The organism is Fictibacillus enclensis (assembly GCF_001457035.1).
Classification (GTDB): domain Bacteria; phylum Bacillota; class Bacilli; order Bacillales; family Fictibacillaceae; genus Fictibacillus_C; species Fictibacillus_C enclensis.
Window position 1 is genome coordinate 487,758 of sequence record NZ_KQ758618.1, and the last position, 20,700, is coordinate 508,457.

Consider the following 20,700-nt stretch of genomic DNA (forward strand, 5'->3'; position numbering starts at 1 on the left):
AAAATCAGTACCAGCGTTCTCAATGGTAAACAAAACCCTCATTTTTCAGCAGTCAAACAAGTTGTGCTTATTATACATTTTTCTCCAAATAGTAGTTCGTTTTTCATAGTTTTTATTATAAATGGGAATCCTCCGAAATTATGTCGTAATTTGACTGTTACATAATTGTAATATTTGAAAAGAAAACGGTTTCATTGAGAGAAAGCGCTTAATTGTTTAAGATAGAAGGAGAAATGAAAAAAGGGGCACATAAACAATGAAACAAGCATATTGGACTGAAATGGACGGAAAAGATGGGCTCAAGCACTTTAAAGAAGAATTTTATGTCAAAAAAGGTGTCTTGTATATGGACGGCAACTCATTAGGCCTTTTGTCGAAAAATGCCGAGAAGACGCTTGCAGAGGTTTTAACTGACTGGAAAGAATATGGTATTGATGGCTGGATGGCAGGTACACATCCCTGGTTTACGCTTAGCGAAAAACTTGGAGGAAAAATGGCTCCGCTTATTGGTGCCCATAAAGACGAGGTAATCGTCACTGGTTCAACGACCGGAAACCTTCATCAGCTTGTATCTACCTTTTTTCAACCTGCTGGCACCAAAACCAAAATTTTGGCCGATGAACTGACGTTTCCATCGGACATTTATGCGCTAAAAAGCCAGCTCCATCTAAAATCTTTAACCCCCGCTGATCATCTGTTATCCGTAAAAAGCCAGGATGGCAGAATGATAGAGGAAGAGGATATCATTTCCTCGATGACAGAGGAGGTAGCCCTCATTGTGCTTCCTTCTGTTCTCTACCGTAGCGGACAACTGCTTGATATCCAGCGGCTGACAGCAGAAGCACACAAAAGGGGAATCCTGATCGGCTTTGATTTATGTCATTCCATTGGAGCCGTTCCTCATGAATTGTCCAATTGGGAGGTGGACTTCGCTTTTTGGTGCAATTACAAATATTTGAACGGAGGTCCCGGCAGTGTTGCCGGACTCTATGTAAACCGCAAACATTTTAAAACAGCACCCGGTCTTGCTGGCTGGTTTGGTTCAAACAAAGAAAAGCAGTTTGATATGTCTCTTGAATTTGTTCCGTCAGATACGGCGGGCGCTTTCCAAATGGGGACTCCTCATGTATTAAGTACTGCACCGCTCATCGGGTCGCTCGAACTTTTTGCAGAAGCAGGAATGGGTCGGTTAAGGGAGAAATCGCTTCAGCTTACCCGCTATATGATGGAATTGATTGAAACGGAGCTATCTTCCTTTGGTTTTCACATTGGCAATCCAAGAGAAGATGAACGCCGCGGAGGACATGTATGCCTTGAGCACTCTGAGGCAGCAAGAATCTGCAAAGCATTAAAAGAAAATCAAGTTGTACCTGATTTCCGGGCGCCGAACGTCATCCGGCTGGCTCCCGTTCCACTTTATACTTCATTCCAAGATGTGCATGATACAATAGTACGGTTGAAGAAAATCATGAGTGAAAAGCAGTATGAGAAATTCCCTAATGTTAGAGAGGTGATTGCATAATGGGAAAACTGATCGATGTTTCCATGCCGCTAAGTTCAACCGTTCCCATCTGGCCTGGTGATACGCTATTTGCCTATGAATTGACATGGACGAAAGAAGAATCAGGTTCTGTAAATGTTGGACAAATTACGATGAGCACCCATACAGGCACCCATATTGATGCTCCCTTTCACTTTGACAGCCAAGGAGAACGGGTGTTGGAATTAGATCTTGATTTGTACGCCGGAACAGCGCTGGTTGTTGATGTCAGGGAGAGAGACTGTGTAAGGCCGGAAGATTTGGAAAGCGAACAGCTTGACGGTATTCAGAGGGTCCTGCTTAAAACCGGTTCATGGAAGGATCGAAGCGTGTTTCCGGCAGGCATCACCTGTCTTCATGAATCCCTTGCACCTTATTTATTTGATAAGGGAGTCCGTCTGATTGGTGTAGATGTGCCTTCCGTGGATCCCCTTGACAGCAAAGAGCTTCCCGCTCACCATGCTCTTCATGGTAAAGGAATTCATATCCTTGAAGGACTTGTGCTTGACGATATCGAGCCGGGAGAATACCATCTCATGGCATTGCCTCTTCCCTTAAAAGAAGGCGATGGCAGCCCGGTTCGTGCGGTATTAAGCCGATAGATCATCCTGGACACTGGTGCACGATGCGCCGGTGTCTTTTTCTTCTTAAAAGGAGCTTGCGCCTGATGGGCTCAGCGCACGCTGCGAAGCCCTGTAAAAGCGAGGAACCTGGAACGGAAAACAACACTTTCAAGACCAGCAAGCAACCCGCCACCTTTGTTTCCTGAACATGGATTGTTTATAATAAGAGAGAAGCTTAATGTCATACGGGGGAACATTATGTACAAGTATGGATTTCAAAATTACTTCGAAGCGAATTTTACTGCATTATATCCTGAAGTCGTGAAAAGCGGACACTGGATCAATGTGTATTTGACTTTCGAATTTTCAAAAGACACGATGCTGCCGGCTGATCTGACCGACCCGAGCGCATTGGTTGTGTTTGATCTGGAAGGCGAGGTACAGGATTTTATTGTCCATGATGAAGGGGTAGACAGTGAGTATAAATTCACGGATACCGAAAAGAAGAAATTGCTGGATTTTATTACCCAGCAGAACTTGATTTGAAGGAGTGAAAGCATGAAGATTAAAGGCATTGAACCAACGCCAAGTCCAAACTCCATGAAAATAAATATGGATGAAAGCCTGCCGGGAAACAAAAGGTACAACTATACAAAGGATAACCTGGAGGGCGCACCTGATTACATTAAAGAAATCTTTCAGGTAGAAGGGGTTAAAAGTGTATATCATGTGGCAGACTTTATCGCACTCGACCGCCATCCGCGTGCCGATTGGGAGGATGTACTTGCTGGCGTACGTGAAGTATTTGGAGATTCAGAACCAACACTGGAACAGGATAGCACTGAAGAGAACAAGGACGATGAGTATCTCGAAATTACCGTGTTGATTCAAATGTTCAGAGGACTGCCGATGCAGGTGAAATTAAAAACAGACAAGGAAGAGCGCCGTGCGGGTTTGCCTGACCGGTTCATGAAGGCGGCTCTCGAAGCACAAAAAGCATCGGATAACCTCGTTATGGAGCGAAAGTGGGAAGAACAAGGTGTCCGTTATGGAACCTTTGAGCAAATCGGTCAGGAAGTCGTCGATGAAATCTCTGCTGCTTATGATGAAGAACGGGTACACAAGCTTGTGGAGCAGGCGTTTGTCAGCGAGGAAGGGAAAAAAGCGCCAGAGGAAACCGTAACTTCCACTGAAGTAGCTGAAAAAATGAGAGATGAAGACTGGCAAACACGGTATGCAGCCTTAGAACGCATGAATCCAACAGTAGACGATATTATGGTGCTGAAACAGGCGCTGAAGGATCCAAAGCCTTCCATACGCCGGCTGGCCGTCGTATATCTTGGCATGATTGAAGACGAAGCGGTTCTTCCGCTGTTATATGCAGGATTAAAAGATAAGAATGTAGCAGTAAGACGAACAGCTGGGGACTGTCTGTCAGACCTGGGAAATCCAAAAGCGATTCCTGCCATGTGTGAAGCATTGGAGGATAAAAATAAACTGGTTCGATGGCGGGCGGCACGATTCCTGTTTGAAGCAGGAGATGAAACCGCCGTTCCGTCTCTAAAAGCGGCAGAAGACGATCCTGAATTTGAAGTTCGGCTGCAGGCGAAAATTGCGCTCGAGCGAATTCAAAGCGGAGAAGAGGCGGCCGGTTCTGTCTGGCAGCAGATGATGAGAAGCAGAGAAAATCAATAAATGTCAAAGAAGCGATCTTAGACCGGAGTCTGGATCGCTTTTTTTTTGCCTGGCAGTGAAAGGAAGTTTTTTATGTCCTGTGCCAGTTCTTTCGGTTTTTCTTCCATAATCAAGTGCCCCGTATCTTTGTATACGATCAGTCTGGAATTCTTCAAATCACCGTTTAGCCGTTTCCCTGTAGTTAACGGAATGACTTGGTCATCGTCACCATGGATCAGCAATATAGGATGCAAAATAGAATTGAGTTCAAACGGCTTCAAATCTCCTTCACGATGCCTGAGAAGACGGATTAAACTGTCAAAAAATCCTTCTTCCAAAAATTGCGCCCTGTAATCTCTGATCAGCTCATCGGTGACCAGGTTCATATTGTGAAGCACGCCGCTTAAATTGTTCTTGATGTCCTTTTTCAATACCCATTGCTTCAACCCCCAGGAAAAGAAAGGAAGATAGGAGCAGCAAATAATGGGAGTACCTGCCCGTTTAATATAACCACAGCAGCCAATAAGAATGAGCTTATCTATTAGTTTGCCGTCCTGGCGTGAGGCATGCAATGCGACCTGGCCGCCCATCGAGTGGCCAACCAGTACCACATTGGACCAGCCCATTTCCTCAATGAACGATAATACAAGCTTTCCATAGTTGGCCAGTGAATACGTAAAGCGCTTTGATTTTTCGCTTTTCCCAAATCCCGGGAGGTCGATGGCCACCACATGGTAGTCATCCGTCAAATAGGGGATCAGCTGGCGAAAGCTGATGGTGGAAGACAAAAATCCGTGAATAAGGATCAGAACTTGTGCCTCAGGGTTCGGTTGGTGAAAATCTTCATAATGAATCGTAACATCGCCGATCTTTTTCCGAAATGCCGGAGTAAGCAGCGGCGTATTTTTTGTTTCCATTGCATTCCTCCATCATCTTTTCGTCTTAGTTACTTTGCCCCATCCTGTTTTCTTTACCAAAAGAAAAAATTTCCTCGAACAGGCACAAAATCCGCACTTGCCTCTCTTCCTCTTTACCCCGGTCTGACATATTTTATTATGTGAGGACGTAACAGATGAAGGAGGTTTGTAATATGGCATATCCTTATGGTGGCGGTTTTCCGTACTATGGCTATGGTTATGGCTATGGCGTAGCCGGTGGTGGCGGATATGGCTATGGTTACGGCTGGGTTTGGGCCGTATTGATTATCATATTTATACTTCTCCTTATCTTTGGAGGTTTATGGTGGTTCTTTAGATAAGGATGTGAAGGGCTTGAAGTTTCGAGCTTCAGGCTCTTTCTATGAATAAAGCTGGCGAAAAAGGGGATAATGTATCAAAAAAATGGAGCGATCGGCGAATGCATAGCAAACATACCGTATTATATATATGTGAAGAATACTTAAGCGGCAATTGTTATTATTACAAAACCGAGCTGATTACCCATGATTCCTGGAGAAACCCGGAGTCTATTTCCTGGTCCCGCCCGCGTCCCATTTCAAAAGCGACTTTCATGAAACAGAAAAAGGCCGGATTCCGGACAGAACACCGAAAAATAAAAAAATCTCCAGCTGTGGTCATCGCTTTACATAAGGAAAGGGATGACCTGGCATCCATTGAATCAAGTTAGCCTTAAGTCTCTTGCAAAGAGGCTTTTTTTGGTGGAATAAAAAAACAGACGAGCCTGATTTTTTGAAAAAAAAAGCAGGCATGTGGTGGCATGCCTGCAAAGAAAAAGGGGATATCGAATGCTGCCTTATCAGTATGGACAGAGTCTCAAAAGATAAACCATAAAATGTGAAAAAAGAGGGAATACAAAAAAATGAGGATATGCGGTTTAACCGTAAAGTGATGAAAGGAGATGCATGATGACGGAATACAGAACAGCAAAAGATACGCTTGGAGAAGTTCAGGTGCCAAAAGAGGCCTATTATGGGGCCCAAACCCAGCGGGCAGTGGAAAACTTCCCAATCAGCGGGCAACGGCTTCCTTTTGCTTTTGTAAAAGCACAAGCGATCATTAAAGCGAGCGCAGCCGCCGCAAACCGGGACTGCGGAGAACTGGATGAGAAGAAAGCCAACGCTATTATTCAGGCAGCGGAGGAAGTAATGGAAGGAAAGCTTGCCGATCAATTTGTGGTTGATGCTTATCAGGCGGGAGCGGGTACTTCACAGAACATGAATGCGAATGAAGTCATAGCAAGCCGTGCATCCGAGCTTCTTGGCGGTGAGAAAGGGGATTGGAGCAACGTCCATCCCAATGACCACGTAAACATGGCACAATCCACGAATGATACGATTCATGTGGCCATCAACATCAGTACCGCACAGGAACTTTATGCTAAGCTGTATCCTGCTCTTGAAGAAACCATTGTGGCTCTCCGAAAAAAACAAGAGGAATTTCATGACATCATCCGATCCGGCCGGACCCATCTGCAGGATGCGGTTCCAATGAGGCTTGGCCAGTCGTTTGGAGGATACGCAGAAAGTCTTCAAAAAGTGCATGATGCGCTTAAACAAAGCGAGCCCTTCTTGTTTGAAATAGGCCTGGGAGGAAACGCAGTCGGCACAGGAATCAATGCGCATCCCGATTATAGTGAAAAGGCAATTAACGAAGTGGCAACGCGCACCGGTCTTTCGTTTACACAGCCAACCGACCGCTTCCGTTTTATGCAAAATAATGGCGCGGCGATCCAGGTCAGCGGGCATTTAAAGGAATTGGCCATTCATCTTATCAAAATCTCTTCGGACTTGCGATTGCTGAGTTCGGGGCCGAGAACCGGCATTGCAGAAATCCTGCTGCCAGCGGTACAGCCAGGTTCTTCGATCATGCCAGGAAAGGTGAATCCGGTCATTCTTGAAAATTTATACATGATTTGTGCGCAGGTTATTGGCAATGATACGTGTGTGACAACCGCGGGAATTGGCAGCCAGTTGGAGATCAATGTCATGATGCCGGTGATTGGTCTCAACCTCCTTCATTCCATTACGATTCTTTCTTCAGGGATGAGGACCTTCACTGAACGCTGCCTTAGCGGCCTGGAGGCCAATGAAGAGCGGATTAAAGAATTGATGGAGCAGAGCCTGGCTATTGCGACTGCACTGAATCCAAAAACAGGCTATGAAAAAGCCGCAGAAGTGGCGAAAGAAAGCTTCAGTTCAGGTAAGACGGTCAAGGAGATTGCCGTTGAAAAAGGATATATTACAAAAGAAGAGGCAGAAACATTGCTGAATCCAGAACGGTTGGTTTAACGAGAAAAAGTTTCCAATAACGCCAAATATGGGTATGGGGATGAGGTGAAACTCAAACTTATGGCCCTATTTGCTTGAAATTGGGCATGGGTTATCCTGTTACATTCATTTTCTTTTATCACCGGGTGTGTTATACTTAATAGGTTAAAAAATAGTTAGGAGTGTTTTCATGAATTTTGAAGTAGGTAGCATCGTTGAAGGTAAAGTAACTGGAATTAAACCGTTTGGTGCTTTCGTCGCTTTAAACGACGAAGTTCAGGGATTGGTTCATATCTCTGAGGTTTCTCATAGCTTTGTTAAAGATATTAACGACGTATTAAAAGTGGGGGATATTGTACAGGTAAAAATTCTTTCTGTTGACGAAGATTCAAAAAAGATTTCTCTTTCCATCCGTCAAACTCAGGAAGCACCAGCCCAAGCTCCTAAAAAAGAACGTCGTCCGGCACCTAAGAAGCAAGCGGCTCAAGATTCTTCCAAAGGCTTCAACACACTTGAAGCAAAGCTTAAAGAATGGTTGAAAGAGTCTACAGACCGTCAAGCTCAACTTAACAAGCGTCTTAAGAAATAATTGAAAAAAGCTCTTCCACCTGGGAAGAGCTTTTTTTTTATTGTTGTGGTTTTGTTACACGCGATTGGTTTCAACGCGGTCTTCACGTTCAACTTCATGAGATGGTTTGAAAAGAAGAGTCAGGCAATATAAACCGGATAGTCCAACCAATCCATAAACGATTCGGGAAAGTGCTGCATCCTGACCGCCGAAAATGGCTGCTACGAGATCGAATTGGAAGAACCCGATAAGACCCCAGTTGATTGCACCGATAATGACTAAAGCTAATGCAGTACGTTGTAATCCATTCATGGTATTGCCTCCTTAAGAATGAAATTAATTGCAGTAATAGGATGACTTCTCTTTGTTACATTTATACATTTCCACATGAACGAGAAGAATAAACCCATTTTTTGTTAATATTCAACTTTTGTTTAGTGTATTGTTCAATATTTGTTCATGTTAAATTGGGTTCAAGCCAATTTCTTTACTTTTAAAATCGGCATGATGGATAATACTAACGAAGTATTGGATCACTGGGAGGTAAAATAATGAATTCATTTGCGTACTATAACCCAACTCGATTAGTGTTCGGGAAAGGACAACTCAGCCAGCTCTCCTCTGAAATGGAGCCATATGGTAAAAAGGTATTGCTTGTTTACGGCGGTGGCAGCATTAAGCGCAGCGGCCTGTACGACCAGGTAACAAGTGAACTGAGAAAAATGGGGGCTGAGGTTCATGAACTTTCCGGAGTAGAGCCTAATCCACGATTAACTACCGTTAAAAAAGGTGTAGAAATCTGCAAGGAAAATAATATTAATTTCATTTTGGCCGTTGGTGGCGGAAGTGTTATTGACTGTACCAAGGCAATTGCTGCAGGTGCTAAATACGATGGCGACGTTTGGGATTTCGTCACGAAGAAAAGTACACCGAAAGAAGCGGTCCCATTTGGAACTGTGCTGACACTTGCTGCAACAGGTTCTGAAATGAACTCTGGATCGGTTATTACCAATTGGGAAACCAATGAAAAATATGGATGGGGAAGCCCGCTTGTGTTCCCTAAGTTTTCAATTCTTGATCCAGTGAACACATTTACTGTGCCAAAAGACCATACCATCTATGGCATGGTTGATATGATGTCGCATGTGCTTGAAACGTATCTCAACCATACAGAAAATGCGCTTCTTCAGGACCGTTTTGCTGAATCCATTTTGAGAACGGTAATTGAAACAGCACCAAAAATGGTGAAGGATCTTGAGAACTATGATCTTCGCGAAACCATCCTTTATAATGGAACAATGGCATTGAACGGAACGATCGCAATGGGCGTTCAGGGTGACTGGGCTACTCATAACCTTGAGCATGCCGTTTCTGCTGTTTACGATATTCCTCATGCCGGAGGATTAGCTATTTTGTTCCCGAACCTGCTTAGACATGTTCTTGATGAAAACCCTGCTCGCTTAAAGCAGCTGGCTGTTCGAGTGTTCAATGTGGACGCTGAAGGTAAATCAGACCGTGAAGTAGCTCTTGAAGGAATTGATAAGCTGTCTGCTTTCTGGACTTCCATCGGTGCTCCGAACCGTCTTGCGGATTATGATATTGATGACTCCAAGCTTGACCTTATTGCTGATAAAGCAATGGCTAATGGCGAGTTTGGCAATTTTAAAAAATTAAATAAAGAAGATGTGCTTGAAATTTTACGCATGTCCCTGTAAAGGATAGGGAAAGTAAAAGATGACCCACTTTACTTTTTAACGCAAATCAGGAAAGCCGTTTTCTAACGGTTTTCTTGAATTGTACTTTTTCGTTCTGTAAAGTAAAGAAGACTAATACAAAAAACGGAGGCGTGTACATTGGCCAGCAAACTACGTTTTGATTACAGCAAAGCTTTACCTTTTTTAGGAGACCATGAAGTAACGAATTTGTCAGCATTGGTGAAAGCCGCACATGAACAAATCCATAATAAAACAGGCGCGGGCAGTGACTTCTTAGGATGGGTGGATCTTCCAACCGAGTACGACAAAGAAGAATTTGCCCGCATTCAAAAAAGCGCAGAAAAAATTAAAAATGATTCCGATGTATTGATCGTCATTGGAATTGGCGGTTCTTATCTGGGAGCACGGGCAGCGATTGAAATGTTGAACCATTCTTTCTCTAACATGCTTTCCAAAGAAGAACGCAAAGCGCCACAGGTGATCTTTGCCGGACAAAATATTTCTTCTACGTATATGAAGGATTTGCTTCAATTGATTGAAGGCAAAGATGTTTCTGTAAACGTGATTTCAAAATCAGGAACAACAACCGAACCGGCTATTGCATTCCGTATTTTCCGCAAGCTGCTTGAAGAGAAGTATGGAAAAGAAGAAGCACGCACGCGCATTTATGCGACAACAGACCGTGCGAAAGGCGCTTTGAAAACATTGGCGGATGAAGAAGGCTATGAAAGCTTTGTTATCCCTGATGATGTGGGGGGACGTTACTCCGTCCTGACGGCTGTAGGACTTCTTCCAATCGCGGTTAGCGGTGTGAATATTGAAGAAATGATGAGCGGGGCAGCAGATGCGAGCAAGGCATATTCTTCTCCAGAACTTGCTGAAAACGAAGCATACCAGTATGCAGCAGCCCGAAACGCATTGTATAACAAAGGAAAAACCATTGAATTAATGGTGAACTACGAACCAAGTCTTCACTATGTTTCCGAATGGTGGAAGCAATTGTACGGTGAAAGTGAAGGTAAGGACAATAAAGGTATTTATCCAGCGTCCGTTGATTTTTCAACTGATCTTCACTCCATGGGTCAATACGTTCAAGAAGGACGACGCGACCTTTTTGAAACCGTGCTGAATGTGGAGAATGCACGCGAGGAAATTACCATTGAAGAGGACGAGCAAAATCTCGACAAGCTGAATTTCCTGGCTGGACAAACCATGGACTTTGTCAATAAAAAGGCATTTCAAGGAACACTTCTTGCTCATACCGATGGCGGCGTTCCTAACCTGGTAGTTAACATTCCGGAATTAACGCCATACCATTTTGGTTATCTGGTGTATTTCTTTGAAAAAGCATGTGCGGTCAGCGGATACCTTCTTGGAGTAAATCCATTCGACCAGCCTGGAGTGGAAGCGTATAAGAAGAATATGTTTGCACTACTTGGCAAGCCAGGTTTTGAAAAGGAAAAAGAAGAACTGGAAAAACTTTTATAATTCTTTGAGATGACCTCGATGGGGGGTCATCTTTTTTCATTTCCTTTCAGGGCTTATTTTTTTTCTTTTGGGGATGATAAACATAAACGAAAACCGAAAGAAACGGAGCGAAGCCATGATTCCTTTGGAAAGCAAGCTTGAAAATGAGGTATTTGCATTCAATGAGCTTGAGGATAAGCTGAAAGGGCTGGGATTTACCATCGCAGGAAACTGGGATTATAATCATGGATATTTTGATTATAAACTGGACGATGAGGTAGGGTATACGTTTGTAAGAATTCCTTTTACTGCCTATGAAAAGGAGGTTGACCAGCAAGGTTCTTTAGTGACGCTTGGAGAGCCTTTTCTGTTGACGCATAAATACCAGATCGGACTCGACGATCATGCCAACGCGGGAGCTGTGGGAGGAAGTTTTAATCAGTTCGCCGAGCCCCAGGACCCTGACGCCTCCATTGACGATAAATGGATTAGTATTGGCAAAACACTAGTGGAAAAAGCAGAAAGCCAGTTATTGGAGGAGTAGGGGGAAATCCTTACTCCTTTTGCAATGAACGGTGGCAGATTTGAGCCATTGTTTCTCCTGCCAAAGAAGTGGTTTTGATCAATTCATCTGCTCCCGCCCTTAAACTGTTATTCATCTGTTCGGATGTCAAAATTTCAGCCGCGACTGGGATCGAAGGATGAATGCCCTTTATCGTAATGATGGATAAAATGGTGTGCATGTCCGCATCCGATTCCTTTAAGTTTTGGTCCGCTGTCAGCAGCACGGTTTTGGCTTCGGCCAGGTTTGCTTTTTGCCAGGTGTCATCTGCTGAAGGATCTCCTTTTATGAAAAGCACACCCTCATCAGTCAAGGGATTCTGTTTAAGAGATGCATCCACAAGGATGATCTTTTGTCCGGTCTCTTCCTTTTGCAGGGTAAGAATGGTTTTTTTGGCACGTTCGTTCCATCCTACAATAATGAGGTGCCCGCTTCCTTTAAACATCAGTTTCCCCTCTCTGTACTTATTTTGAACCTGGATGACTGCTGAGGCTGCATTAACAGTGAAAAAGGCAATAAAGGAGCCTCCAATAAAAACCAAAATAATGGCTACAAATCGACCGTAAGAGGTTTTTGGAACAAAGTCGCCAAATCCAACAGTCGCAGCGGTCATTACTGACCAATAAACGCCTTCAAATATAGTGTGGAAACTGCCTGGCTCCAACAAATGAATAAGAATGCCAAACAAGATCATCAGTGAGCCTATGATGCTGAAAAGCCGAATAAGCATCGGCAGACGAAGATATGAAAAAATAAACTCCTCAAATTTCATAATGCACATCCTTGGGCAATTTATTTACCATTATGCCCGGTTATGTACGGAGTAAAACCAGCAAAAAGAAGCTGTTCGGACAAGAGCAGCTTCTTTTCTCGTTAACTGTAAAATTATAATGCACTAATGCTTTTAACATGTTTAGTCAGGATGCGGTGAATTACATTGTCTGCAAGGACTACAACATAGCCATTGGCACATTCAGTCAGGACACCCTCGATGGCATCCGGGCCTCCACGGTTGATTTTAACCTTTTTCAATGCCAGTCGGTCAAAAAGATTGTTGAACCCATATTCCCGATAATACGGTACATCCATTGCGGCAGCGGTTGGACCATGGCCGGTTGTTTTGCCTGTCATGCGTCCAGTGGTGCATCCCCCAGTACCGCCAGTCGCACGTCCAGTGCCGCGCCCGGTACCTTTGCCAGTGCCACGCCCGGTATCTTCGCAAGTGCCGCGTCCGGTACCTTTGCCAGTGCCACGCCCGGTACCTTTGCCGGTGCCACGCCCGGTACCTTTGCCAGTGCCACGCCCGGTACCTTTGCCAGTGCCACGCCCAGTACCTCTGCCGGTCCCACGACCAGAACCGCGTCCGGTTCGGCTTCCACTTTCACTTTCGTCCGCATTTGCATCGTTTTCTTCCTGTTCCTGAACAACGCTTACACTTTTCACATGATCGGTCTTGTAGTAAACGACACCTTCCTTCTCGGTGGCTAGCGCAATATAATCATATGTGCTTAGCAAAAGGACTCCCTGTCTGGATTCGGGGCCACCGCGATTAATCTTTACATTTTGGCCAATCATGTTGTCCATAATGGCGGAAAAACAGCTCGGTGTAAGATAGTCATAAAATTCCCCTGTTCCATTTTTCTCGCCGTTGTTGTCGCTTTGAAGGTCTTCTCCGACACTTTTTAAGTGACGTGCCGCATAATAGACGGCTCCCTCATCCGTTCCGACAACTATATAATTATGGCCTGAATGAAGCAGTTGGCCAGCTTTGGCTTCGGGACCTCCTTTATTGACATTAATCCTTCTGCCAATCATTGAGTTGATATGAAAATCAGACATTCATGTTCTCCTTTCAGAACCGTTGATTCGATTTTGTTGTTGCATAGTAAAAATATATGTAGACAACCATCGTTTGGCGCTGGTACAAGCGCCTTTTTCCATGAAAAACAACGCTTGCCTAATCGACATGAAAACAGATAGAGCCTGTGTGCTCTATCTGCAAAAAAGTACTCGATTAACTGATTAGCTTGATCTGCGGGAGTGGCGTGTTCTTCTGGTTCTTTTGGTTCTTCTGGTTCTTCTTCTTCTTGAGCTCGAACTTGAACTGCTGGAGCTGCTTGAACTGCTGGAACTGCTGGAACTTCTAGTTCTTCTTCCAGTACGTCCAGAGCGACTGGAAAGACCAGAACGACCAGAACGACCAGAACGTTTGCCAGAACGTTTGCCAGAACGTTTTCCAGATCTTTTGCCAGAACGTTTTCCAGATCTTCTGCTGGAACGTTTGCTAGATCTTTTGCTGGAACGTCTGCTTCTTCTTGAGCTCGAGCTCGAGCTGCAACTAGAACTTGAGCTCGAGCTGGAACTAGAACTTGAGCTTTCTTCACATGGATCATTATGCCATACGCTCATGAGTAGACCTCCAATACTTTAATATGGGAAAAGAACGGAGTATCATTTCTTTTCAAATATAATGTACGTAAGTTTTTACGTTCTGCTTGGATAAACGTCCAGAAAGGAGGCCCTTTTTAGCATTGATTTGTGACACTTACCTTCTTCTTAACATAGAGATAAGTATCAACCTAAGGAGAGATTGAAGAATCATGTCTAAAGGTATGTTGCCGGAGTATCGTCTCTCTGTCCCCATTAAAGGGGCCAAGTCAATAGAAAAGGGAAGATGGGCCAGCCAGCCGGTTAAAGGTACATTAAAAACCGAAAATCAATCTTATGAAACCACTGTAAAATATAGAGGAGCACACATCCGTAAGTTTCCCAAAAAATCATATGATTTTGTTTTTCCATCTTCCAGGATGTTTACAGGAGCTAAAAGGATTCATATGAATGCCGAGTACAATGATCCTTCCTTAATGAGGAATAAGCTGTCCCTTGACTTTTTTCGCGATATTGGCGTATTGTCCCCGGAAGCAAACCATGTCACATTGTACATCAATGGCTTTTATCAAGGTGTTTATCTTCAATTGGAGTCGGTCGATCAGCTTTTTTTGAAAAAAAGAGGGCTTCCTGATGGCAGTATCTATTATGCCATTTCAGAAAATGCCAATTTCTCAAAGTACAATCCTACAACCGGCAAAGCGAAACGGTCAGTCACATCAGGGTATGAAATTAAGTATGATCCCGAACATTCCTTTCATCACTTAAGAAAGCTGCTGAATTGCGTGCTGACTTCTACGGATAAAGAATTTCCATCAAAAATTGAACCTCTGCTGAATCTGGAAAGTTATTTTCGATGGCTGGGCGGTGCCGTCTGTACACAAAATTTTGATGGGTTTATTCACAACTATTCTCTTTACAAAAATGGGGAGACTGGACAGTTTGAAATCATGCCATGGGATTACGATGCCACATGGGGAAGGGATATTCACGGAGATGTGATGGAGAACAAGTATGTCCCGATCGAAGGGTACAATACGTTGACAGCACGTTTGCTGCTTCATGGAAATTATCGAAGACAATACAGACACGTGATGGAACAATTGCTTGAAGAAGCATTCACCATAGAATCCATGGAATGGAAAATTGAAAAGCTATATGCTTCCATACGGCCGCATATCATTAAAGATCCGTATAAGCACTACTCTCTGTCCAAATTCGATAAGGAGCCAGAATACATTCTTGCATTCATCAAGAAAAGAAATAAATATTTAAAGAAACGGCTTCATCGCCTTCAATAAAAAATCCTGCTGAACATGTTGTTCAGACAGGATTTTCTTATGCTGCATCATCTGCACTTGCTGCAAGTGTATTGACTTCCTCTGAGGGCTGTTCGTTTTCCTGTTCCATGTCTGGAAGGGAGTCTTCCTGAACAGGAGCGGAGTCAACCACGGCTGGTTGCTGTTTATTGTGAATAAACCCGGCACAGTCCGAATCCTTTGATGCCTCTGAAAGAGTGGTGTCTTGTTGCTTTTCACTGACCGGAACTATCCTTTCTTCTTGAGGTTCTTTTGTCTGAACAGCTATATCTTTTGAATCACGAGAGGGCTCGACAGCTTCACTTTTTGCTGGTTGTTTTACGTTGCATTCCCCTGCCGTTTTAGGTTTATCCGTATTCTTACTTTCCTCACGGTCTTCAGGGCTTGCCTGTTTCGCTTCTTCTTTTGGAACCGAAACAGGAGCAGGAGAAGTTTTTTCTTCTTTATCATTTTCTTTAGGAGGTATAACAGCGTCAGATCCTTTTGATGCTTCATTGGCAGAGGCCGCTGCTGGTTTATCCGTTTTCTTTTCGGGTGCTTGTGTTGTTGACGGAGCACTTTGCTTTACTGGCTCAGAAGCAGGTTCCTTCACCACATCAGAAACCGGAAAAGAAACCGGCTGATTTTTCGTGCTTTTGTTGCCAGATTCTGATTGTCCGGACTGCATTGGAGCAGGGAATTCGGCAGATGCTGGATTACTCATACTGCCTTCTGCTGCTCTCTTTACTGGAGCGGTTTGATCAACTGCAGTTTCCGTTGGTTCACTGCTTTTCACGTCTTCGTGATCCTTCAGAATCAGGACGGGATCCGGATTAACCGTAGATGAGGTTACTGTTAGGCCAATGTCATCCAAAGAAGGTTCGTTATGAACAAAAACAGAGACATGTTGATATTCTCCAGGAGGCGTTGAGGAAAGCAGGTCGCTGATCGGGCCAACCTTATCTGACAATTCCTGAATGCTTTTTTTCTTGATATCGCTCTGCGTAATGGGTATTCCTGCTTCTTTTGCCGCCATGAAAATAGCAAATTTCGCAGGTGGAAGGCCGCTTTTTTTGGCCCGTTTTCTTTCTTTGTTGGAAATGATCAATGAAGTCATGTCTATTTTGTTTTCCAACGCTTGTTGTTCCATTAAGGAATTAATTTTCTGCTCAATTTTCTGCTGTGTTTCTTTACTCACGTCCTTTGTCAGAGTCGTGGTAACAATAACTTCCTGATCGGGTTTGATAAACCCTTTGGCACGGCAGATCTTGAAAATGTCCTCGGTCACTTTCTCAAGAGGCTGCCCAGGGTAATCTTCAAGAAGAGCAACCAGTTTTTTACCGTCCGAATTATAGGCAGTTATGTGCTGAACCCGCATGTCATCATCGATGGACAATTCAATGCTTGGGTTCATCTCTATGCCAACGTAGGCGTAAACGCCTTGACCAGTGTTGGGTGCGAGCTGGAAAAATAATAAGAGGATGGCAAAGGTAAACACGGTTGCAGATTTCCAGCTAAATACTGGAAGGCTGAACATCGGTTTTCGTTTCGGTTCATTAGGCAGGAGAATATCACTTCCTACCGCATAAGGCTGTCCATTGTTTTTTAACTTTCGAAACACACCGCCCTCAGATAGAACGATGATGTGGTGCCGTTTTACTTCTACCACAATTCCTTTTGTCATCATAAGGGCCTCCTATTCCGGCAAATAGCCTTTAAGATATTCATAGTCTTCAATAATAATGAGAGCAACAGCGATAATATAAGGTGTGTATCGTCTAATGCTCTTGCTTGGAAACTTTTCTGAAAGCTGGGATGCAGGCAGACCTTTTTTTGTTAGAAAAAGAGATTTAAGTTCTGTATTGTTTGCTATGTATGAGGCTATGGTGTAGGCATCGAGTCTGCTTTTCTTCGATTGGGGAGTTAACTTTGGCATCTCGTAAATGTTAATGCCAAATTGCAAAAGTCTGCTTTTGTAATGTTCGATTTCCTTATCGGGTGAAATGGATTTAGTTTGCAGATGAGCTGCAGCAGAAGAACGGGAAGCAAGGTCAGGTGATGAATGGGTCTTAATATTCATTTTTCTCCGTTTAAGCCAGCTGATCATAACCGCCCTCCATTTCTCCTATACTATATTTAGAAAATAATAACTCTCAGATTATAGTATGGAAAGCTAAAAAAAAACAGGTACAATAGTCATACTTTGATGATTTATGGGGAGGAAAAAAGTTTGGTAATGATTACAGTTTACTAGATTTTCCGACCGGAAGCTTCCAAAAGATAGGAAAGGACCAGGATGAGAACGGGACCTTCGTTCCATGGCTTTTTCAGTATATCGTTGCTACTCTTTAATAAAGGATTGAATTTTCTGAAAACGGAGGGAAGTAATGATGAAAAAATGGAAACAGCCGGGCGCGGTCATCGTCGGTCTGAGTATGATTTTGTCAGCAGGGACACCGGTTTTCGCTCAAGGCAAGCAAGAGCAAAGCAGTCCGATCAGCTACTTCAAACCGGGTGACTGGAATTATCCTGGCTCCTCATCCCCAGTTATTCACAAAGGCACACCAAGAAGTGCTGGGCTTTATCCGGATGCGTTAAACAGTATTGACACGACCATGAATAAAGCGATGGAAACGAAGATGTTTCCCGGCGGGGTGGTTTTGATCGCAAGAAAAGGATCCATCGCCAAGTGGGATGCTTATGGTTATGCTTCTCGTTATACGGACGATCAGTATACGGAGTTGGAGCATCCGGTTCCCATGAGGAAAGATACAATATTTGATTTAGCGTCTATCAGCAAAATTTTTACAACAACCGCTGCTATGAAGCTGTACGAGCAAGGGAAATTCCAACTTGATGACCCTGTATACAAATATATTCCAGAATTTAAGGAAAACGGAAAAGAAAAAGTGACCATCCGGCAGCTTCTCACACATACATCGGGTTTTGAGCCGTTTATCCCGGTCTACAAGATGGGAACAAACCGGGAAGATCGGCTGCATATTATTTTAACCTATCCGCTCAAAAATTCGCCCGGCACTACCTATACATACAGTGACTTGAACATGATTACTCTCGGGGTGCTGGTCGAGCGGCTTTCTGGTAAACGTCTGGATGAATATGTGAAAGAAGTGATAACCGGCCCGTTGAAGATGAGGGATACAATGTATAACCCTCCGGCCTATTTGAAACCAAGAATTGCCGCAACCGAATATGAACCTTATATTAACAGGGGCATGGTATGGGGAGAAGTACATGATGAAAACGCATGGTCACTTGATGGAGTGGCTGGACATGCCGGCGTTTTTTCTTCGGCTCATGATCTTGCTGTCTTCGCCCACATGTTCCTGCAAAATGGAAAGTATGGCCACACAAGGATTTTAAAACCTTCAACCGTCAAATTACTGGAGGAGAATCAGCTTCCTCAATTCCCTTCCGACTCTCACGGGCTTGGCTGGGAATTGGACCAGGGCTGGTACATGGACGCACTGTCTGACGCGACCACACTTGGCCATACCGGATTTACCGGAACTACGATGGTCATCAGCCCCAAAAACCAGACGGTTGTTTTAACATTGACCAACCGTGTACATCCGACACGAACAATGCCATCAATTAATCCGGTTCGCCGCGATGTGGCACGTGCTGCGGCAGATGCTATTCCTGTTTCTCTGGCTAATCATGAAAAAGCCTGGTTTGCGGGATATGGTGATAAGGTTTCCCGGCCGTTGGTTTATGAATTAAATAAACCGGCCTCAACAGTAAGCTTTGAAACCTGGTTTGAGATCGAAAAAGGAAGCGACAATGGAACCGTTGAAGTATCTGCAGATGGTGTCAACTGGCAGAAAACAGCTTCTTCCTTTACAGGAAAAAGCAACGGCTGGAAGAAGCAAACCACCGCCTTGCCGGCTGGCACAAAGTTTATCCGTTTTCTATATACGACCGATGCCAGTGTTAACGGACGAGGCTGGTATGTAAAAGACGTGAAAGCAAAGGATGCATCGGGAAAAGAAATCGCAAAAAAGGTCACCGACAGCCAGTGGACCAAACGAAATCATTAAAAAATGTACGGCCGCCGCTTCTGTGGCGGTTTTTTTTATTTAAATTGTCCGTTCAAAACTGACACCTTTGACGTTTGCGTCATAGTAAAGGTATACTTTTAATAAGGGAGTGAGTCGGGTGAACTGGATTAAAATTGATGAAGCAGCAAAAATTACGGGAATTACCAAACGTGCTATCCGTTATTATGAAGAGATTAGTCTGATTCAGCCTCCGGAGAGAAGTGACGGGCAAGTGCGTTTGTATACCGATGAAGACATCAAACAATTAAAGAGAGTGGTTGATGCGAAGGAAGTACTCGGTTTTTCTTTGCAGGAATTGCAGCACTTCCTAAGCATTAAAGAACGGGTGCTCGAACATAAGGATCAATATGAGTCGACGAAAGATACAACCATTCAGCAGTCGGAATTGGAAGAGATTGCTGTAGGGCTAAAAGAGCAGGAGAAGATGCTTCAGCATAAGATGGAGAAGATGAAATCCTTTCAGGGAGAGTTGAAGGATTTGATCCAAAAGGTCGACAGCTTGCTGAACCTTTAATGAAAAGAGGCAAAAAAACCACGCGTATCTGTCATGATCAGCGGGTTTTTGCCTCTTTTTTTTATGATAAAAGTTCATGATTATGGTGATACTGGGAGTAACCCAGCTAAAAGAGAGGAATACGCATGGAAGTTTTTCCGGTCATACATACGAACTTTTGGGATGGAGTGCTTGCCGTGCCGCTGGTTCTCCTGCTGACACAAATCATCAAATGGATAACACCTGTTCCCAAGGCATTAATTCCCTCGGTTGCGCTTTTGCTCGGCCTTCTTCTTTCCATTTTGTACAGCCATCGACATCATTTGATCGCTGGTGTGTTTATGGGCTTTTTTTATGGATATGCAGCAATTGGAAGCTTCTCGGCATCAAAGAATTCATGGCATGCTTTTAAAGAGAAAGTTAGAAAAAAGGAACATTTTCGATAACTGCAGAGCCGGTTGTTGGGAAAAAGACAGAGGATGCGTTAGGATTCACATAGTAAGACAACAGGGGGGAAACGATGAAAATTGCGGCAATTATCGGAAGTTCGAGAGCGGACGGAAACACACAGCAGTTAACCGAGCTGGCACTTAAAGGGGTAGACTATACACCGATTATTTTAAAAGAAAAACAGATCATACCCATCGATGACTTAAGACATGCAGCAGGCGGCTTTGAACCGGTCGCTGATGATTATGAGAATGTGATCGATACTGTACTCGAGCATGATATCCTGCTTTTTTCCACACCGGTATACTGTTACGGGATGTCCGGCCTTATGAAGAATTTTGTGGATCGGTGGTCCCAGAGTTTGCGTGATGACCGTTTTGCCTTTAAAAAAGAAATGAGCCAAAAGACGGCCTATGTGATTACATGCGGCGGTGATCAGCCGAGAATAAAAGCACTGCCTTTAATTCAGCAATTTCAATACATATGTGATTTTATGGGTGTTTCATTTGCTGAATACATCATTGGAACAGCCAATGCACCACATGATATTTTAAAAGATGAAAGAGCACTTGCTGAAGCAAAACGCTGGAATAAACTGTTTTTAAAATAAATTGAGACCAATTTAAGCAAAGGTGAGGAATTATCCTTACATTTGCTTATTTTTTGTAAAGATA

The 20,700-nt window shown here is 43.8% G+C and carries 23 protein-coding genes; 16 read left to right on the forward strand and 7 right to left on the reverse strand.

What is annotated here, in order from left to right:
- Window positions 1-256: 256 nt before the first annotated feature.
- The 4 genes from kynU to AS030_RS12910 all read left to right on the forward strand — a co-directional run bounded on the left by kynU (window position 257) and on the right by AS030_RS12910 (window position 3,798).
- Window positions 257-1,522 carry a kynureninase gene (kynU, locus tag AS030_RS12895; RefSeq protein ID WP_061972289.1) on the forward strand — a complete coding sequence of 422 codons (1,266 nt, stop codon included), beginning with the start codon at window positions 257-259 and terminating at the stop codon, window positions 1,520-1,522.
- The gene (gene kynB, locus AS030_RS12900) at window positions 1,522-2,142 is read left to right on the forward strand and encodes an arylformamidase (protein WP_061972290.1); all 621 of its coding nucleotides are present in this window, start codon (window positions 1,522-1,524) and stop codon (window positions 2,140-2,142) included. The genes kynU and kynB overlap by 1 nt, the downstream gene beginning before the upstream one ends.
- Before the next feature lie 219 nt (window positions 2,143-2,361).
- Window positions 2,362-2,649: a hypothetical protein gene (locus AS030_RS12905; protein ID WP_061972291.1), complete on the forward strand. Its 288-nt coding sequence runs from the start codon at window positions 2,362-2,364 to the stop codon at window positions 2,647-2,649.
- A gap of 12 nt (window positions 2,650-2,661) precedes the next feature.
- Window positions 2,662-3,798: a conserved virulence factor C family protein gene (locus AS030_RS12910; RefSeq protein WP_061972292.1), complete on the forward strand. Its 1,137-nt coding sequence runs from the start codon at window positions 2,662-2,664 to the stop codon at window positions 3,796-3,798.
- Between the two features lie 17 nt (window positions 3,799-3,815).
- On the opposite strand, the gene AS030_RS12915 is transcribed toward AS030_RS12910, so the two are convergent.
- Complete coding sequence (locus AS030_RS12915; protein ID WP_061972293.1) at window positions 3,816-4,694, reverse strand: alpha/beta fold hydrolase; 879 nt, start codon at window positions 4,692-4,694, stop codon at window positions 3,816-3,818.
- A gap of 173 nt (window positions 4,695-4,867) precedes the next feature.
- Between AS030_RS12915 and AS030_RS23080 the strand changes: the two genes are divergently transcribed.
- The 4 genes from AS030_RS23080 (at window position 4,868) to yugI (ending at window position 7,592) form a co-directional block, all read left to right on the forward strand.
- The gene (locus AS030_RS23080; RefSeq protein ID WP_074440552.1) at window positions 4,868-5,035 is read left to right on the forward strand and encodes a sporulation protein YjcZ; all 168 of its coding nucleotides are present in this window, start codon (window positions 4,868-4,870) and stop codon (window positions 5,033-5,035) included.
- 98 nt (window positions 5,036-5,133) lie between these two features.
- Entirely contained in the window at window positions 5,134-5,403 is a 270-nt protein-coding gene (locus tag AS030_RS12920; RefSeq protein WP_061972974.1) for a hypothetical protein, read from the forward strand.
- Window positions 5,404-5,641: 238 nt separating this feature from the next.
- Window positions 5,642-7,024 (forward strand): class II fumarate hydratase, encoded by a 1,383-nt coding sequence (locus AS030_RS12925; RefSeq protein WP_061972294.1) that lies wholly within the window; start codon window positions 5,642-5,644, stop codon window positions 7,022-7,024.
- Window positions 7,025-7,193: 169 nt separating this feature from the next.
- Entirely contained in the window at window positions 7,194-7,592 is a 399-nt protein-coding gene (yugI, locus tag AS030_RS12930) for a S1 domain-containing post-transcriptional regulator GSP13 (protein WP_061972295.1), read from the forward strand.
- A 54-nt stretch (window positions 7,593-7,646) separates the two neighbouring features.
- Here the strand turns inward: yugI and AS030_RS12935 are convergent, their stop codons facing one another.
- Window positions 7,647-7,883, reverse strand: a complete 237-nt coding sequence (locus AS030_RS12935; protein WP_061972296.1) for a DUF378 domain-containing protein — start codon at window positions 7,881-7,883, stop codon at window positions 7,647-7,649.
- 239 nt (window positions 7,884-8,122) lie between these two features.
- Between AS030_RS12935 and AS030_RS12940 the strand changes: the two genes are divergently transcribed.
- From AS030_RS12940 to AS030_RS12950, 3 genes are all read left to right on the forward strand, one after another.
- Window positions 8,123-9,286, forward strand: a complete 1,164-nt coding sequence (locus AS030_RS12940; protein ID WP_061972297.1) for an iron-containing alcohol dehydrogenase — start codon at window positions 8,123-8,125, stop codon at window positions 9,284-9,286.
- Between the two features lie 138 nt (window positions 9,287-9,424).
- Window positions 9,425-10,774: a glucose-6-phosphate isomerase gene (locus tag AS030_RS12945; protein WP_061972298.1), complete on the forward strand. Its 1,350-nt coding sequence runs from the start codon at window positions 9,425-9,427 to the stop codon at window positions 10,772-10,774.
- Window positions 10,775-10,889: 115 nt separating this feature from the next.
- Window positions 10,890-11,297: a YugN-like family protein gene (locus AS030_RS12950; RefSeq protein ID WP_061972299.1), complete on the forward strand. Its 408-nt coding sequence runs from the start codon at window positions 10,890-10,892 to the stop codon at window positions 11,295-11,297.
- Between the two features lie 10 nt (window positions 11,298-11,307).
- Here AS030_RS12950 and AS030_RS12955 read toward each other — a convergent pair whose 3' ends face one another.
- The 3 genes from AS030_RS12955 to AS030_RS12965 all read right to left on the reverse strand — a co-directional run bounded on the left by AS030_RS12955 (window position 11,308) and on the right by AS030_RS12965 (window position 13,708).
- The gene (locus AS030_RS12955; protein ID WP_061972300.1) at window positions 11,308-12,087 is read right to left on the reverse strand and encodes an ion channel; all 780 of its coding nucleotides are present in this window, start codon (window positions 12,085-12,087) and stop codon (window positions 11,308-11,310) included.
- A 113-nt stretch (window positions 12,088-12,200) separates the two neighbouring features.
- The gene (locus AS030_RS12960) at window positions 12,201-13,154 is read right to left on the reverse strand and encodes a hypothetical protein (protein ID WP_061972301.1); all 954 of its coding nucleotides are present in this window, start codon (window positions 13,152-13,154) and stop codon (window positions 12,201-12,203) included.
- The gene (locus AS030_RS12965; RefSeq protein ID WP_061972302.1) at window positions 13,127-13,708 is read right to left on the reverse strand and encodes a hypothetical protein; all 582 of its coding nucleotides are present in this window, start codon (window positions 13,706-13,708) and stop codon (window positions 13,127-13,129) included. Before AS030_RS12965 ends, AS030_RS12960 begins: the two co-directional genes overlap by 28 nt.
- Before the next feature lie 207 nt (window positions 13,709-13,915).
- Here AS030_RS12965 and AS030_RS12970 point away from each other — a divergent pair, with 207 nt between their 5' ends.
- A complete protein-coding gene (locus tag AS030_RS12970; protein ID WP_061972303.1) occupies window positions 13,916-15,004 on the forward strand; it encodes a CotH kinase family protein in 1,089 nt (362 codons plus the stop codon).
- 37 nt (window positions 15,005-15,041) lie between these two features.
- Here the strand turns inward: AS030_RS12970 and AS030_RS12975 are convergent, their stop codons facing one another.
- Together AS030_RS12975 and AS030_RS12980 are read right to left on the reverse strand one after the other, a co-directional pair.
- Window positions 15,042-16,688: an anti-sigma-I factor RsgI family protein gene (locus AS030_RS12975; RefSeq protein ID WP_141687083.1), complete on the reverse strand. Its 1,647-nt coding sequence runs from the start codon at window positions 16,686-16,688 to the stop codon at window positions 15,042-15,044.
- A gap of 9 nt (window positions 16,689-16,697) precedes the next feature.
- Window positions 16,698-17,108, reverse strand: coding sequence for a hypothetical protein (locus tag AS030_RS12980; RefSeq protein ID WP_061972305.1), 411 nt, complete (start codon window positions 17,106-17,108; stop codon window positions 16,698-16,700).
- A 280-nt stretch (window positions 17,109-17,388) separates the two neighbouring features.
- Here AS030_RS12980 and AS030_RS12985 point away from each other — a divergent pair, with 280 nt between their 5' ends.
- The 4 genes from AS030_RS12985 to AS030_RS13000 all read left to right on the forward strand — a co-directional run bounded on the left by AS030_RS12985 (window position 17,389) and on the right by AS030_RS13000 (window position 20,636).
- A complete protein-coding gene (locus AS030_RS12985) occupies window positions 17,389-19,062 on the forward strand; it encodes a serine hydrolase domain-containing protein (RefSeq protein WP_061972306.1) in 1,674 nt (557 codons plus the stop codon).
- A 118-nt stretch (window positions 19,063-19,180) separates the two neighbouring features.
- Window positions 19,181-19,597, forward strand: coding sequence for a MerR family transcriptional regulator (locus tag AS030_RS12990; protein WP_141687084.1), 417 nt, complete (start codon window positions 19,181-19,183; stop codon window positions 19,595-19,597).
- Window positions 19,598-19,722: 125 nt separating this feature from the next.
- Complete coding sequence (locus tag AS030_RS12995) at window positions 19,723-20,022, forward strand: hypothetical protein (RefSeq protein ID WP_061972307.1); 300 nt, start codon at window positions 19,723-19,725, stop codon at window positions 20,020-20,022.
- Between the two features lie 74 nt (window positions 20,023-20,096).
- Window positions 20,097-20,636, forward strand: coding sequence for a flavodoxin family protein (locus tag AS030_RS13000; protein WP_061972308.1), 540 nt, complete (start codon window positions 20,097-20,099; stop codon window positions 20,634-20,636).
- The last annotated feature ends 64 nt before the right edge of the window (window positions 20,637-20,700 follow it).